This is a genomic window from Haemophilus sp. THUN1690, from assembly GCF_059704375.1.
In genome coordinates, this window is the sequence record NZ_AP046582.1 from 315,734 (window position 1) to 331,676 (window position 15,943).

Below are 15,943 nucleotides of genomic sequence, written 5' to 3' on the forward strand. Positions count from 1 at the left end.
CCTCATTTTTAGTCAGATGAATTTAAAACGATTCTTCAATACGTCAACTCATGAACCGTTCCGCGATAAAAAAGCGGAGCGTAACCTTTTTGCACGCCGAACTTTTGTGGCTTTTTCGGGGATTTTGTTGCTAACAGGAGTGTTATTTACCAATATTTATCAGCTACAGATTGTTAATTTCGATACTTACCAAACTCGTTCTAATGGTAACCGAATTAAATTATTACCTTTACCTCCAACACGTGGCTTAATCTATGATCGTTACGGTAAATTATTAGCCGAAAATCTTACTTTTTTTGGTTTATACATTGTGCCAGAAAAAACCGAAAATTTAGACCGCACTTTAGATGAATTACGCTACATTGTGGGATTGACGGATAACGATATTGAAAATTTTAAAAAGGAACGTCGCCGCGGAACACGTTACACGCCTATTTTATTGAAACCGAATTTAACAGAAGAACAAATCGCACGTTTTGCAGTGAGTGGCTATCAATACCCGAGTTTAGATGTACGTCCTTATTTCAAACGCTATTACTTATATGGCGAGATTATGACGCATATTTTAGGCTATGTGGGCAAAATCAATGATAAAGACGTTGAACGTTTGAAAAAAGATGAAAAATTTGCCAATTATTCTGGTAGCAATGATATGGGCAAATTGGGGATTGAACGCTATTACGAAGATGCGTTACATGGCACAACAGGTTTTGAAGAAGTAGAAATTAATAATCGTGGTAAAGTTATTCGCAAGTTACGTGAACAACCTTCAGTAGCAGGAAAAAGCATTTATCTTACTATCGATTTAGAGTTGCAGCGTTACATCACAGATCTTTTGGCAGGGCAAAAAGGCGCGATTGTTGTATTGGATCCTAAAGATAGTGGTGTGCTGGCTATGGTATCCACGCCAAGTTATGACAATAATTTGTTTGTTGATGGTATTTCCTCAGAAGATTATAAGCGCCTATTAAATGATCCAGCTCGTCCGCTTTATAGTCGAGCGACCCAAGGTGTGTACCCTCCTGCTTCTACGGTGAAACCTTTTATTGCAGTAGCTGCACAAACTGAAAATGTGATTAGTCAAAATACGACGATTTTTGACCCTGGCTATTGGGTATTGCCAAATACGACTAAGCGATTCCGAGATTGGAAAAAGAGCGGTCATGGTTATACAGATTTAAATAAAGCAATTACAGAATCATCCGATACTTATTTTTATCAAGTGGCTCATAGTATGGGAATTGATAGTCTTTCTGATTGGATGAAACGATTTGGCTTTGGTATGCCAACTGGGATTGAAATTCAAGAGGAAACGGCAGCCAATATGCCAACGCGCGAATGGAAACAAAAACGTTATAAACGTCCTTGGGTACTAGGTGATACTATTTCTGTGGGGATTGGTCAAGGGTATTGGACTGCGACACCATTACAAGTAGCAAAAGCAACAGCTGTATTGGTGAACAATGGAAAGGTGAATACCCCACATTTGATGAAAGCAATTGAAGTATCTACTCTAAAACCTTATGAAGATCCTTTGCTTTATCCTGATATTACAGAGGCTAAACAAAGCTATTGGGATGCTGCAAAACGTGGAATGTATAATGTTGTCAATTCAGCTTTAGGGACGGGGAGAAAGGCTTTTGCTGGAGCAAACTATCGTGTAGCAGGAAAATCAGGTACTGCTCAAGTGTTTAGTTTAAAAGAAAATGAAAAATACAATGCGGCGGGATTGAAAAAAGAACTACATGATCACGCATGGTTTACCGCATATGCGCCTTATGAAAACCCTAGATTGGTTGTGACAGTTATTTTAGAGAATGCGGGTGGTGGATCAAGTAATGCCGCACCCTTAGCGCGTAAAGTGATGGATTACTATTTAAATCAGCGTTTACCACAAGTTGAAAAATATAATGCAACCATTCAGCAAAAAGAAGATTTACCACAAGAGAGAGAGCAAATAAATGGAAGATAAAATCCCTTTCTGGTTGCGCGCATGGCAACGTTTGCATATTGATTTTTGGCTTTTTATTGGCTTAGTTGCAATAACAGCCTATGGCATGCTTGTGCTTTATAGTGCCACTGGTGCGAGTGAAACTATGTTTAACAACCGGATTATTCAGGTTTTTCTTGGATTTACTGTTATGCTCGTCATGGCACAATTTCCACCTAAATTTTATCAACGCATTGCGCCTTATCTTTATCTGATAGGCTTTATCATGTTGATTTTAGTCGATGCTATTGGAACAACCAGTAAAGGGGCACAGCGTTGGCTTGATCTTGGATTTATTCGTTTTCAACCCTCTGAAATTGTAAAGCTTGCGGTTCCATTAATGGTTGCTGTGTATTTAGGTAATCGACCACTTCCACCTAAATTAAGTGAAACATTTATTGCGATTGCAATGATTATGATTCCGACTTTACTTGTGGCTATACAACCAGATTTAGGCACATCAATTTTGGTAAGTGCGTCAGGTTTATTTGTAGTATTTTTAGCGGGAATGAGTTGGTGGCTAATTTTAGCAGCAGTGATTGGCTTAGCTGGATTTATTCCGATCATGTGGCTATATCTAATGCACGATTATCAACGCACTCGCGTTCTCACATTATTGGATCCAGAAAAAGATCCTCTCGGTGCCGGCTATCATATTTTACAATCAAAGATTGCGATTGGTTCTGGGGGGCTTTGGGGAAAAGGCTGGATGCAGGGTACGCAATCTCAGCTTGAATTCTTACCTGAACCTCATACAGATTTTATTTTTGCTGTAATGAGTGAAGAACATGGAATGATTGGTTTTCTTATTTTGATCTCCATTTATATGTTCATTATTGTACGTGGTTTGATTATTGCTGTGAACGCGCAAACTTCTTTTGGGCGAATTCTTGCTGGTGCAACGACGTTAATTTTCTTTGTCTATGTGTTTGTTAACATAGGCATGGTAAGTGGTATTTTGCCTGTAGTGGGTGTGCCATTACCTTTATTCAGCTATGGCGGTACATCTTACGTTGCTATTATGGCTGCTTTTGGCTTGGTGATGTCAGTTCATACACATCAAGTAAAATTTATGAAAGGGAACTAATTTCATTTTTACTTTTCTTAAAAGGGTAAATAAATGAAAATAGTCAACGCTTATGAAATTAAAAACATTATTAAATCTGACCGCATTTGCTTTGTTTGCTATAATTACTAGCTTTTCAGTACATGCAGACACTCACAAAATGTATGGTATCCAAGGGGATAAACTTTCGATTATAACCAAAGTACCTGCCCCTAGTACTTATTCCGTTAAAGGGCAAACTTATACGACAAAAACTGAAGATGATGCTAAATCCTATGCGAAAGAAGGGATGGCTAGTTACTATCATCTCAAATTTAATGGGCGTAGAACTGCAAGTGGTGATGTTTATAATTCAACACAATTTACTGCGGCACATAAAACATTGCCAATAAATTCTTATGCTTTGGTGACTAATTTACATAACAACCGTAAAGTTATAGTACGTATTAATGATCGTGGGCCTTTTAGTGATAAACGTTTAATTGATCTTTCTCATGCGGCGGCGAAAGAAATAGGATTAATTTCTCGCGGTATGGGGCATGTTAGAATTGAGGCGTTGCATGTTGCCAAAAATGGGAGTTTATCGGGCGCTGCGACAAGAACGTTGGCTAAGCATGCGAAAACTAAAGAAGCAGCTGATCGTTTAGTAAAATTTACTGCATCTTCTAATAAGTCGTTTAAGATGGTAAATGAAAAAAAAGGAAATGACGTTTATCGTTTGAAAATGCTTGAAGTTACCTCTCGTAGCCAAGCTGATAAGTTAATTACACAACTCGCATTAGATAATATTCAAGCCGAAGTAAATCGTTCAGGCAATAAATACGAAATTCACATTGGGCCTTTTGATAACGAAACACAAATGTCACAAGTGAGAACCAAATTACAAAAAATGGCAGTCAATAAGCCATTAATTGTTTACACATATAAAAATTAATTGTAGGAATACACTATGTTGAAAAGAACAACAAAAATCGCATTTTTATCAAGTTTTGTGGCACTTAGTGCTTTTTCGGTATCTGCAGAGGATATGCAGTTTGGCGTAACTCCGCCACAAATTACTGCTCAAACGTATGTATTGATGGATTACAATTCTGGCGCAATTTTGGCCGCACTTAATCCTGACGAGCGTCAATATCCCGCATCTTTAACTAAAATGATGACAAGTTATGTGGTAGGGAGTGCTTTAAAACAGGGTAAAATTCACAATACCGATATGGTAACCATTGGTGAGAGTGCATGGGGGCGTAATTTCCCAGACTCATCAAAAATGTTTTTAGATTTAAATACACAAGTATCTGTAGCAGATTTGAATCGTGGTGTGATTGTTGTATCCGGTAATGACGCAACAGTGGCATTGGCTGAACATATCTCTGGCAATGTACCGAACTTTGTAGAAACAATGAATAAATATGTTCAACAATTTGGTTTGAAAAATACAAATTTCACCACGCCGCATGGTTTAGACGATCCTAATCAATATTCTTCCGCGCGTGATATGGCGCTTATTGGTGCGCATATTATTCGTGATTTACCTGAAGAATATAAAATTTACTCAGAAAAAGATTTTACATTTAACAAAATCAAACAACCTAACCGTAATGGACTATTATGGGATAAAACGATTAATGTTGATGGAATGAAAACAGGTCATACTAGCCAAGCTGGATATAACTTAGTTGCTTCAGCGACTACACCAAATAATATGCGTTTAATTTCTGTAGTAATGGGTGTCCCAACTTACAAAGGTCGTGAAGTAGAAAGTAAAAAACTTTTACAATGGGGTTTTGCTAATTTCGAAACATTTAAAACTTTAGAGGCTGGCAAAGAAATTTCAGAGCAACCTGTTTATTACGGTAATAAAGATAGTGTGAAATTAGGCACATTACAAGATAGCTTTATCACAGTTCCGAAAGGCAAACAAAATGAGCTGAAAGCTCGCTATGAGTTAGAAAGTAAAAACTTACAAGCGCCTTTAGCAAAAGGCCAAGTCGTAGGTAAAGTCATTTATCAATTAGAAGGTAAAGATATTGCAGCGGTAAACTTACAAGTGATGGATGAAGTGGGCGAAGCTGGTATTTTCGGAAAAGCTTGGGATTGGCTCGTGCTCACTGTAAAAGGCTTATTTGCATAAAATATGCCAGCAACTTACCGCACTTTTTTCATTTTTAACTGAGGCATTCGTAATGTGTGGGTGGTGTACCATCCACACATCATTTTTATTATTGGGAAATAATATGACAACAGAAAACGATTACGCAAAACTTAAAGAATTAATGGAATTTCCAGCAAAAATGACATTTAAAGTTGCTGGAATTAATCGCGAGGGGTTAGCGCAAGATCTAATTCAAGTCGTTCAAAAATATATTAAAGGTGATTATATTCCTAAGGAAAAACGGAGTAGTAAAGGTACCTACAATTCGGTTTCAATCGACATTATTGCTGAAAACTTTGAGCAGGTAGAAACACTTTATAAAGAACTTGCTAAAGTTGAAGGCGTAAAAATGGTTATCTAGTATGAATAATTCCCTTATCGTTCGCCAGTTAGGGTTGCAAGATTATCAAGAAATTTGGCATAAAATGCAGAATTTCACAGATAGTCGCACCGCGGAAACGCAAGACGAAATTTGGTTGGTGCAACATCCTCCTGTATTTACCCAAGGGCAAGCAGGTAAACCTGAGCATCTTTTACAGCGTAGTGAAATACCTGTGGTGCAGTCGGATCGTGGTGGGCAAATAACCTATCATGCACCCGGTCAGCAAGTGATGTATGTGCTCATTGATATTAAGCGTCATGAGAATTTAAATGTGCGTCAATTAGTTACCGCACTTGAGCAAACGGTGGTAAAAACCTTAGCTGAATATGGTATTGAAAGTTATCCAAAACCTGATGCACCAGGCGTGTATGTGGATGGAAAAAAGATTTGTTCTCTTGGACTGCGTATTCGTCGTGGGTGCTCTTTTCACGGGTTAGCATTGAATATCAATATGGATCTGAATCCATTTCATTATATTAACCCATGCGGCTATGCTGGTCTTGAAATGTGTCAAGTAGCGGATTTTGTTAATCAAGATGAAGCTAATTGCGATAAGGTTTCACCAAAATTAATTAAACACTTTGCCGAGCTTTTAGGCTATAATGTAACAAATTTGTAATATTTAATGATCAAAAATGCCCTATTTGGGCATTTTTATTTAGGAACGCTTATGTCAACGCCTTTCAAAATGGAACGTGGTGTAAAATATCGCGATGCGGCAAAAACGTCGATTATTCCAGTAAAAAATATTGATCCAAACCAAGAGCTATTGAAAAAGCCAGAATGGATGAAAATTAAACTTCCGGCAAATTCACTTAAAATTGAAAGCATCAAAAATGGAATGCGTCGTCATGGTTTACATTCCGTTTGTGAAGAAGCATCTTGTCCAAATTTACACGAATGTTTTAATCATGGAACAGCAACTTTTATGATTTTAGGCGCAATTTGCACGCGCCGTTGCCCGTTCTGTGATGTTGCACATGGGAAACCATTACCGCCCGATCCTGAAGAACCACAAAAATTAGCTGAAACTATCCAAGATATGAAACTTAAATATGTGGTGATTACATCGGTGGATCGTGATGATTTGCCTGATCGTGGCGCAGGTCATTTTGCAGAATGTGTAAAAGCTGTGCGTGAACTTAATCCTAACATTAAGATTGAGATTTTAGTGCCTGATTTCCGTGGTCGCATTACACAGGCATTGGAAAAATTAAAAGATAATCCGCCAGATGTCTTTAACCATAATTTAGAAAACGTGCCGCGCCTATACAAAGAGATTCGCCCAGGGGCAGATTACGAATGGTCACTTAAATTATTGCGTGAATTTAAAGAAATGTTCCCGAATATCCCAACTAAATCTGGTTTAATGGTGGGATTAGGTGAAACTAATGAAGAGATTTTACAAGTCATGCAAGATTTACGTGATAACGGTGTGACAATGCTCACGTTGGGGCAATATCTTCAACCTAGCCGCCATCATTTGCCAGTTGCGCGTTATGTTCCGCCAGCTGAATTTGATGAATTCCGTGAGAAAGCCAATGAAATGGGCTTTGAACATGCGGCTTGTGGACCATTTGTTCGCTCTTCTTATCACGCTGATTTACAAGCCAGTGGCGGATTAGTGAAATAATTAAAAATTGCGCTGAATTAAACCGCACTTTTAGCATGTCACAAAAGTGCGGTTTATTTTTGATGTTTTGTTTCACCGAATATTTACTAGCCAGAATTATTGCAAGCCTGTAAAATAGCCGACCGCTTTATTCGACTAATTATTTATAACACCTGACGATATTGTAGAAAATGACTCAAAAATTACATATTAAAACTTGGGGCTGCCAGATGAACGAATACGATTCATCTAAAATGGCAGATCTTTTATTAAGTACTCATGGATTAGAACTTACCGAAATTCCTGAAGAAGCAGACGTATTATTATTGAATACCTGTTCTATTCGTGAAAAAGCACAAGAAAAAGTGTTCCACCAACTTGGTCGTTGGAAAGAGTTAAAGAAAAATAAGCCAAATTTAGTGATTGGTGTGGGCGGCTGTGTGGCCTCTCAAGAAGGGGAACATATTCGCCATCGTGCACCTTATGTAGATATTATTTTTGGTCCACAAACTTTGCACCGCCTGCCTGAAATGATTAACCAAATTCGTGGTGGTAAGAGTTCTGTTGTAGATGTAAGTTTCCCTGAAATTGAGAAATTTGACCGCTTACCTGAACCTCGTGCAGAAGGTCCAACAGCATTTGTTTCGATTATGGAAGGCTGTAATAAATACTGTACTTTCTGTGTTGTACCTTATACACGTGGTGAAGAAGTTAGCCGTCCTGTGGATGACGTGCTATTTGAAATTGCGCAGCTTGCGGATCAAGGTGTGCGTGAGGTCAACCTACTTGGTCAAAATGTAAATGCTTATCGTGGTCCGACACATGATGGTCAAATTTGTAGCTTTGCTGAGTTGCTTCGTCTCGTGGCGTCTATCGATGGTATTGACCGTTTACGTTTTACAACCAGTCATCCAATAGAATTTACGGATGATATTATTGACGTATATCGTGATACGCCTGAATTGGTGAGTTTCTTGCATCTTCCAGTCCAAGCGGGTTCTGACCGTGTATTAACGATGATGAAACGAGGTCATACAGCATTAGAATATAAATCTATTATTCGTAAACTTCGTGCTGTGCGTCCTGATATTCAAATCAGCTCAGACTTTATTGTTGGTTTCCCGGGGGAAACTGCGGAAGATTTTGAGCAAACTATGAATTTGATTGCACAAGTGAACTTTGATATGAGCTTCAGTTTTGTGTACTCAGCCCGACCAGGTACGCCTGCTGCAGATATGCCAGATGATGTAACGGAAGATGAAAAGAAACAACGTCTTTATGTGTTACAAGAGCGTATTAATCAACAAGCTGCACAGTTTAGCCGTCGCATGCTTGGCACAGAACAACGCGTGCTAGTTGAAGGGCCGTCGAAGAAAGACATTATGGAATTGACGGGACGTACTGAAACGAATCGTATTGTCAATTTCCAAGGTTCTCCGGAGATGATTGGTAAATTTGTGGATGTGAAAATCACTGATGTTTATACCAATTCTCTACGCGGTGAAGTGGTGCGTACAGAAGATGAAATGGGATTACGTATTGCGCAATCTCCACAAGAAGTGATGAATCGCACACGTAAAGAAGATGAATTAGGTGTAGGGCGTTATCACGGCTAATTGAAATCTTGAAATATTTAACCGCACTTTGAGAAATTAAAGTGCGGTTATTTTTTTAGGGATATATGGTTTTAGATTTGCCAATCTATCGGTTTTATTCCGTGGCTTTCCAAATATGAATTTGTTTTGGAAAAATGATGACAGCCAAAGAAACCTCGATGAGCTGAAAGTGGGGAAGGATGTGGAGCCGTTAAAACAAGATGACGAGTGCGGTCAATAATTTGCCCTTTTTTTTGTGCGAGACTGCCCCAAAGTAAAAACACGAGTTTTTCACGATGTTCATTAAGCGCTGTAATAACACGATCCGTAAACGTTTCCCAGCCGAAATTAGCATGTGAATGTGCTATGCCACGTTCTACGGTAAGCACAGTGTTGAGCAGCAATACCCCTTGTTCTGCCCATTTGACTAAATAACCATGTGATGGCATTTGGAATCCCGAAATATCTTGTGTAAGCTCTTTATACATATTTACTAGGGAAGGGGGAATGGCGACTTTAGGTTTTACTGAAAAAGCCAATCCATGAGCTTGGTTTGGTCCATGATAAGGATCCTGTCCTAAAATCACCACCTTTACATCTTCAAAAGCGGTATATTTGAATGCATTAAATACATCTTCTTGTGGTGGATAAATCGTTTTCCCGCTTGCTCTTGCAAGATGAACCTGTTGTAGTGCGTGTTGAAAGTAAGGTTGTTCTTTTTCTTTTCCGATAACATCTGTCCAGGTTTTCATTATTTTGATCCTATTAATAAGTTTGCTCTTATTATAAACAAAAAGATTAAGGCAATAAAAAGTTTAAAGGTTAAATTAATGTTAAATTATTTGGGGGGATCGTGATTTAAATAAGTAAAGTTTAATTTAGATCAAGTTTGTAAAATTGTCTTAAAAAGATAACCTGTTCTTTATCAAAAAAAATCCAAAATAATTTGAAATCTTCAAATTATTTGATAAAATTTGTACAGTTTTTATGATTATTCCAATGCTAATTAGGAGGCTATTATGATTAAAGGTATTCAAATTACTCAAGCGGCAAATGACAATTTGCTTAATTCATTCTGGTTATTAGACAGCGAAAAAAATGAAGCGCGTTGCTTATGTGCAAAAGGCGAATTCGCTGAAGACCAAGTTGTTGCAGTTAGCGAATTAGGTCAAATCGAATACCGTGAATTACCGGTAAACGTAGCGCCAACTGTTAAAGTTGAAGGTGGTCAACACTTAAACGTAAACGTATTACGTCGTGAAACTTTAGAAGATGCGGTAAACAATCCAGATAAATATCCACAATTAACTATCCGTGTTTCTGGTTACGCAGTACGTTTCAACTCTTTAACACCAGAACAACAACGCGACGTTATTACTCGTACTTTCACTGAAAGCCTATAATTTCAGTTTGAGTGAAAAAAGAAACCCCGAAGTAATTCGGGGTTTTGTTTTATCTAAAAGGTTAAAAAATTTGACCGCACTTTTCCCTTTCATCCCTAGCGATTTCCGCACTTTTCAGGTACAATCCGCCAGTTAAATTTATTGATTTTTTGAGAAAAACTATCTTTTATGAAGAATATTCGCAACTTTTCTATTATTGCCCATATTGACCACGGTAAATCGACGCTTTCTGACCGTTTGATTCAAACTTGTGGTGGCCTTTCGGATCGTGAAATGGAAGCGCAAGTGCTAGATTCAATGGATCTTGAGCGTGAGCGCGGAATTACCATCAAAGCACAAAGTGTTACTTTAAATTATAAAGCCAAAGATGGCGAAACTTATCAATTAAATTTTATCGATACACCAGGACATGTGGACTTTTCCTATGAGGTGTCTCGCTCTCTTGCTGCTTGTGAAGGGGCTTTGTTGGTGGTTGATGCTGGTCAAGGGGTAGAAGCTCAAACCTTGGCAAACTGTTATACCGCAATTGAAATGGATTTAGAAGTAGTACCGATTTTAAACAAAATTGACTTACCAGCCGCGGATCCTGAACGTGTTGCAGAAGAAATTGAAGACATCGTGGGTATTGATGCGATGGAAGCGGTACGTTGTTCAGCTAAAACCGGTGTGGGTATCGAAGATGTATTAGAAGAAATTGTTGCGAAAATTCCCGCTCCAGAAGGTGATCCTGATGCACCGTTACAAGCATTGATTATTGATTCTTGGTTCGATAATTATTTGGGCGTGGTGTCTTTAGTGCGTATTAAAAATGGGGTATTACGTAAAGGCGATAAAATTAAAGTGATGTCTACCGGACAAGCTTACAATGTAGATCGTTTAGGGATTTTCACGCCAAAACAAGAAGATACTACCGTTTTAGAATGCGGTGAAGTTGGTTGGGTAGTTTGTGCGATTAAAGATATTTTAGGTGCGCCAGTTGGGGATACTTTAACGCTTCAACATAATCCAGCAAGTGAAGTTTTACCAGGCTTTAAAAAAGTAAAACCGCAAGTGTATGCAGGTCTTTTCCCAGTTAGTTCAGATGATTATGAAGCATTTCGTGATGCACTGGGTAAGTTGAGCTTAAATGATGCTTCACTTTTCTATGAGCCGGAAACTTCAACCGCACTTGGCTTTGGTTTCCGCTGTGGTTTCCTTGGTCTTTTACACATGGAAATCATTCAAGAGCGTCTAGAGCGTGAGTATGATTTAGATCTCATTACTACTGCGCCAACGGTTATTTACGAAGTGCAATTAACGAATGGTGATGTTGTTTACGTCGATAGCCCATCGAAATTGCCTCCGCTTAATAATATTGCTGAAATCCGTGAACCGATTGCTGAATGCAATATGTTAGTGCCGCAAGAATATTTAGGTAACGTCATTACACTTTGTGTGGAAAAACGTGGCGTACAAACCAATATGGTATATCACGGTAATCAAATTGCGCTGACTTATGAGATTCCAATGGGCGAAGTTGTTCTAGACTTCTTTGACCGTTTAAAATCGACATCGCGTGGTTATGCTTCGTTAGATTACGGTTTCAAACGTTTCCAAGCTGCAGATATGGTTCGCGTGGATATTATGATTAACAGCGAACGAGTAGATGCTTTGGCTTTAATCGTTCATAAAGATAATTCACAATATCGTGGTCGTGAATTGGTTGAAAAAATGCGTGAGTTAATTCCTCGTCAGCAATTTGATATTGCTATTCAAGCCGCGATTGGAAACCATATTATTGCTCGTTCTACGGTGAAACAATTACGTAAGAATGTATTGGCAAAATGTTATGGTGGTGACGTGAGCCGTAAGAAAAAACTCTTACAGAAACAGAAAGAAGGTAAAAAACGTATGAAGTCTTTAGGTAACGTAGAAGTACCACAAGAAGCGTTTTTAGCAATTTTACATGTAGGAAAAGATAAATAAGGGAAATTATGTCAAATTTATTTTTTGTGATTTTACTGGCTGTTGGTTTTGGTGTTTGGAAAGTTTTAGATTATTTTCAATTACCAAACACATTTAGTATTGTATTGCTAATTTTGACCGCACTTTCAGGCGTATTATGGTGCTACCATTATTTTGTGGTAACGCCAAAGCGTAATCGTAAAATTGCACGTGCTGAACAGCGTTCAGGTCAAGTATTAACTAACGAAGAAAAAGCAAAAATTGAACCGATTTCCGAAGCCTCTGAGTTTTTATCATCTCTTTTTCCGGTGCTTTCTGTCGTATTCTTAGTACGCTCTTTTTTATTTGAACCATTTCAAATTCCATCTGGTTCAATGGAATCGACCTTACGAGTTGGTGACTTTTTGGTCGTGAACAAATATGCTTATGGTGTGAAAGATCCGATTTTCCAAAACACCATTATTGAGGGCGAAAAACCACAACGTGGCGATGTGATTGTGTTTAAAGCACCACAACAAGCTTTAATTCGTACTGGTCTTGGGGCAACGCGAGCGGCTTTTGCAGAAAATCTAGCGTTAAGTTCAAAAGATAATATGTCTGGTGTCGATTATATTAAGCGTATTATTGGAAAGGGCGGAGATCGCATAATTTTTGATGCGGAACAAAAAACGCTAAAAGTGGTATATGGCAAAGAAGGTAAAGCTTGTGAGGTTGATTGCGAAACCAAGGCGTTTGAATATACACAAAATCCAACAAATCCTGCTTTTCCGAATGAATTAGAATTGACTGAAAAAGGCGATGTAACACATAACGTGCTAATTAGTGAATATCGTCGTTATTCAGGTCCTGAATTTTTCCCACAAGAAGGTATGCAAACTGCAGAATGGCTTGTGCCAGAAGGACAGTATTTTGTGATGGGAGATCACCGCGATCACAGTGATGATAGCCGTTTCTGGGGCTTTGTTCCTGAAAAAAATATTGTGGGTAAAGCCACTTATATTTGGATGAGCTTAGAAAAAGAAGCGAATGAGTGGCCGACAGGTTTCCGTTTTGATCGTTTCTTTACAGCAATAAAATAAGATGAATCATTTAGATCGACTTGAGTGTAAAATCGGCTATCGTTTTAATGATATTGCGCTCTTAAAGCAGGCACTTACGCATCGAAGTGCGGCGACTCAACATAATGAACGCCTAGAGTTTCTAGGAGATTCTATTCTTAATTTCACTATCGCTGAGGCGCTTTATCATCAGTTTCCACGTTGTAATGAAGGTGAATTGAGCCGTATGCGTGCTACTTTGGTGAGAGAACCCACTTTAGCGATTTTAGCGCGTCAATTTGAATTGGGCGATTATATGTCTCTTGGTTCTGGTGAGCTAAAGAGCGGTGGTTTTCGCCGCGAATCTATTCTTGCCGATTGTGTAGAAGCGATTATTGGCGCAATGTCTTTGGATCAAGGATTAGCCGTGACGACTCAAGTGATTCGAAATTGGTATCAACAATTATTGGCTGAAATCAAACCAGGTGATAACCAAAAAGATGCGAAAACTCGTTTGCAAGAATATTTACAAGGTAAACATCTGCCATTGCCAACTTATGAAGTGGTCAATATTCAAGGGGAAGCCCATTGCCAAATTTTCACTGTTGAATGCAAAGTGAAAAGTGCGGATAAAATTGACCGCACTTTTGTGGCAAAAGGATCTAGCCGTCGTAAAGCTGAACAAGCGGCAGCAGAACAAATTTTAAAAGAACTGGACATCAAATGACCGAACAATTCGACAAAACCTATTGCGGCTTTATTGCTATCGTAGGTCGCCCAAATGTGGGTAAATCAACACTCTTAAATAAAATTTTAGGACAAAAAATTTCAATTACATCGCGTAAAGCACAAACCACGCGTCACCGTATTGTTGGGATTAAAACTGAAGAGGCATATCAAGAAATCTATGTGGATACTCCGGGACTTCATATTGAAGAGAAGCGTGCGATTAACCGTTTAATGAATCGTGCAGCAAGTAGTGCTATCGGCGATGTTGATTTAATTATTTTTGTCGTAGATGGTACATACTGGAATGCAGATGATGAGATGGTGCTAAACAAATTACGCAATGTAAAAGCACCCGTTGTGTTAGCTATTAACAAAGTAGATAACATTAAAAATAAAGATGATTTATTGCCGTTTATTACAGAACTTAGCAGTAAATTTAATTTTGCTCACATTGTACCAATTTCTGCACAGCGTGGTAATAATGTTCATGAGTTAGAGAAAATTGTACGCCAATCTTTACGTGAAGGTGTGCATCATTTTCCAGAAGATTATGTCACAGACCGTTCGCAACGTTTCATGGCCTCGGAAATAATCCGTGAAAAATTAATGCGTTTTACGGGTGAAGAATTACCTTATTCTGTTACTGTTGAAATTGAACAGTTCAAAGTGAATGAACGTGGCACTTATGAAATAAATGGCTTAATTCTCGTTGAACGTGAAGGTCAGAAAAAAATGGTAATTGGTGCGGGCGGTCAAAAAATTAAAACTATTGGTATGGAAGCGCGTGCTGATATGGAACGTTTATTTGATAACAAAGTTCACCTCGAACTTTGGGTTAAGGTCAAATCTGGTTGGGCCGATGATGAACGTGCACTGCGTAGTTTAGGATATATGGATGAATAAAGTGCGGTGAAATCCATAAGCAATAAATAGAAAAATCCCCATTATTGTAGTGGGGATTTTTTGTTTCTAATTTTTCACTGAATACACTTTAAATTTTCCTGTTTGAGCAAGAATTTCGTAATCACCGAAATGTTGTCTAAGTAATTCGGGATAAGGCAAAAATGAATTGGCGACAATGCGTAATTCTCCACCTTGATTGAGGTGCCATTTTGCTTGAGTGATGAGTTCTGTCACAGCTCGATAGGCAGTATCAATACCATCATGGAATGGTGGATTCGAAATAATTAAATCAAATTTTCCTTCTATATCAGAAAAGACATCACTGGCGTAAACTTCGCCTTGTAATTTATTTTCAGAAAGTGTTTTACGCGCTGATTCTAACGCCATCGCATGAATATCAGTCATGGTAATTTGTGTGTTAGGAGAGCGTTTTTTGATCATAGATCCAATTACTCCCGCCCCACAGCCAAGATCGAGCACTTTTCCTTTTATTTTATTATCAATAGTTGAAAGTAACAGTTCTGTGCCCGTATCTAATTCCGCTGCACTAAATACACCAGGTAAACTATATATAGTTAAGTCTTGTATCGTAGGATGTTGGTAGGTTTTCCAGAAATTTTTAAGTTCAAAGTGCGGTTTGTTTTGTAGTGAAAAATGATATAACCCACAACGACGAGCAGAGTCAATTTTTGCTATTTCACCATAGGGTTCTAATGTTTTTTCGACTGAACGCACGCCACAACGGTTTTCTCCAATAATTAATATTTCTTGGCCAATAGGCGCCTGAGCTAATAGTTGAAGTAGTTGGAAATTGACTTCTTGTTTGTTTTTACTCCAATAATAAACGATTAAATCAGTTTGACCTTGAAATTCAACGGAAAAATTGACCGCATTTTGTGTTCTTGCATAGTCAAAATAGCAACTCCAAATTTGGATTGATTGGCATTTAGAGGCTAATGTTTGAGGAAAATTATCAGAAATACCGCCAGCAAATAATACTGATTTTCCATCAAAAAATGAAAGATGTCGTTCTAAAACTTGGCTTTCTAGAGAAATCACGCTTTGAATCCTGTGGGTTATTAGTTAAAATTACGCGCTATTTTAGCAAAATTATTAATAAAAATTGATTA

The 15,943-nt window shown here is 38.2% G+C and carries 15 protein-coding genes; 13 read left to right on the forward strand and 2 right to left on the reverse strand.

The window, feature by feature from the left end; translation table 11 throughout:
• The first annotated feature begins 16 nt into the window (after positions 1-16).
• The 8 genes from mrdA (at position 17) to miaB (ending at position 8,818) form a co-directional block, all read left to right on the forward strand.
• Positions 17-1,972, forward strand: coding sequence for a penicillin-binding protein 2 (gene mrdA / locus AC6H22_RS01535; protein ID WP_005628768.1), 1,956 nt, complete (start codon positions 17-19; stop codon positions 1,970-1,972).
• Entirely contained in the window at positions 1,962-3,077 is a 1,116-nt protein-coding gene (gene rodA, locus AC6H22_RS01540; RefSeq protein ID WP_005628767.1) for a rod shape-determining protein RodA, read from the forward strand. The genes mrdA and rodA overlap by 11 nt, the downstream gene beginning before the upstream one ends.
• A 52-nt stretch (positions 3,078-3,129) precedes the next feature.
• Entirely contained in the window at positions 3,130-3,990 is an 861-nt protein-coding gene (locus tag AC6H22_RS01545) for a septal ring lytic transglycosylase RlpA family protein (protein ID WP_497513515.1), read from the forward strand.
• Between the two features lie 15 nt (positions 3,991-4,005).
• Positions 4,006-5,187 carry a D-alanyl-D-alanine carboxypeptidase family protein gene (locus AC6H22_RS01550; RefSeq protein WP_005628763.1) on the forward strand — a complete coding sequence of 394 codons (1,182 nt, stop codon included), beginning with the start codon at positions 4,006-4,008 and terminating at the stop codon, positions 5,185-5,187.
• A gap of 103 nt (positions 5,188-5,290) precedes the next feature.
• Positions 5,291-5,569: a DUF493 family protein YbeD gene (ybeD, locus tag AC6H22_RS01555; protein WP_006995721.1), complete on the forward strand. Its 279-nt coding sequence runs from the start codon at positions 5,291-5,293 to the stop codon at positions 5,567-5,569.
• 1 nt (position 5,570) lies between these two features.
• Positions 5,571-6,209, forward strand: a complete 639-nt coding sequence (gene lipB, locus AC6H22_RS01560) for a lipoyl(octanoyl) transferase LipB (RefSeq protein ID WP_005628757.1) — start codon at positions 5,571-5,573, stop codon at positions 6,207-6,209.
• 51 nt (positions 6,210-6,260) lie between these two features.
• Complete coding sequence (gene lipA / locus AC6H22_RS01565) at positions 6,261-7,223, forward strand: lipoyl synthase (RefSeq protein WP_005628755.1); 963 nt, start codon at positions 6,261-6,263, stop codon at positions 7,221-7,223.
• A 170-nt stretch (positions 7,224-7,393) separates the two neighbouring features.
• On the forward strand, positions 7,394-8,818 hold the full coding sequence (miaB, locus tag AC6H22_RS01570; protein ID WP_005628752.1) for a tRNA (N6-isopentenyl adenosine(37)-C2)-methylthiotransferase MiaB: 1,425 nt from the start codon (positions 7,394-7,396) through the stop codon (positions 8,816-8,818).
• Positions 8,819-8,889: 71 nt separating this feature from the next.
• On the opposite strand, the gene ung is transcribed toward miaB, so the two are convergent.
• Entirely contained in the window at positions 8,890-9,549 is a 660-nt protein-coding gene (gene ung / locus AC6H22_RS01575) for a uracil-DNA glycosylase (protein WP_005628749.1), read from the reverse strand.
• A 267-nt stretch (positions 9,550-9,816) separates the two neighbouring features.
• Between ung and grcA the strand changes: the two genes are divergently transcribed.
• The 5 genes from grcA (at position 9,817) to era (ending at position 14,813) form a co-directional block, all read left to right on the forward strand.
• Positions 9,817-10,200 carry an autonomous glycyl radical cofactor GrcA gene (grcA, locus tag AC6H22_RS01580; protein ID WP_005628746.1) on the forward strand — a complete coding sequence of 128 codons (384 nt, stop codon included), beginning with the start codon at positions 9,817-9,819 and terminating at the stop codon, positions 10,198-10,200.
• A 168-nt stretch (positions 10,201-10,368) separates the two neighbouring features.
• A complete protein-coding gene (gene lepA / locus AC6H22_RS01585; RefSeq protein ID WP_118817403.1) occupies positions 10,369-12,165 on the forward strand; it encodes a translation elongation factor 4 in 1,797 nt (598 codons plus the stop codon).
• 8 nt (positions 12,166-12,173) lie between these two features.
• Entirely contained in the window at positions 12,174-13,223 is a 1,050-nt protein-coding gene (gene lepB / locus AC6H22_RS01590; RefSeq protein WP_118817404.1) for a signal peptidase I, read from the forward strand.
• 1 nt (position 13,224) lies between these two features.
• Complete coding sequence (gene rnc / locus AC6H22_RS01595; protein ID WP_497513511.1) at positions 13,225-13,908, forward strand: ribonuclease III; 684 nt, start codon at positions 13,225-13,227, stop codon at positions 13,906-13,908.
• Positions 13,905-14,813: a GTPase Era gene (gene era, locus AC6H22_RS01600; RefSeq protein ID WP_118817405.1), complete on the forward strand. Its 909-nt coding sequence runs from the start codon at positions 13,905-13,907 to the stop codon at positions 14,811-14,813. Before rnc ends, era begins: the two co-directional genes overlap by 4 nt.
• Before the next feature lie 66 nt (positions 14,814-14,879).
• Here the strand turns inward: era and rsmC are convergent, their stop codons facing one another.
• Positions 14,880-15,872 carry a 16S rRNA (guanine(1207)-N(2))-methyltransferase RsmC gene (gene rsmC, locus AC6H22_RS01605; RefSeq protein ID WP_118817406.1) on the reverse strand — a complete coding sequence of 331 codons (993 nt, stop codon included), beginning with the start codon at positions 15,870-15,872 and terminating at the stop codon, positions 14,880-14,882.
• Between the last annotated feature and the right edge of the window lie 71 nt (positions 15,873-15,943).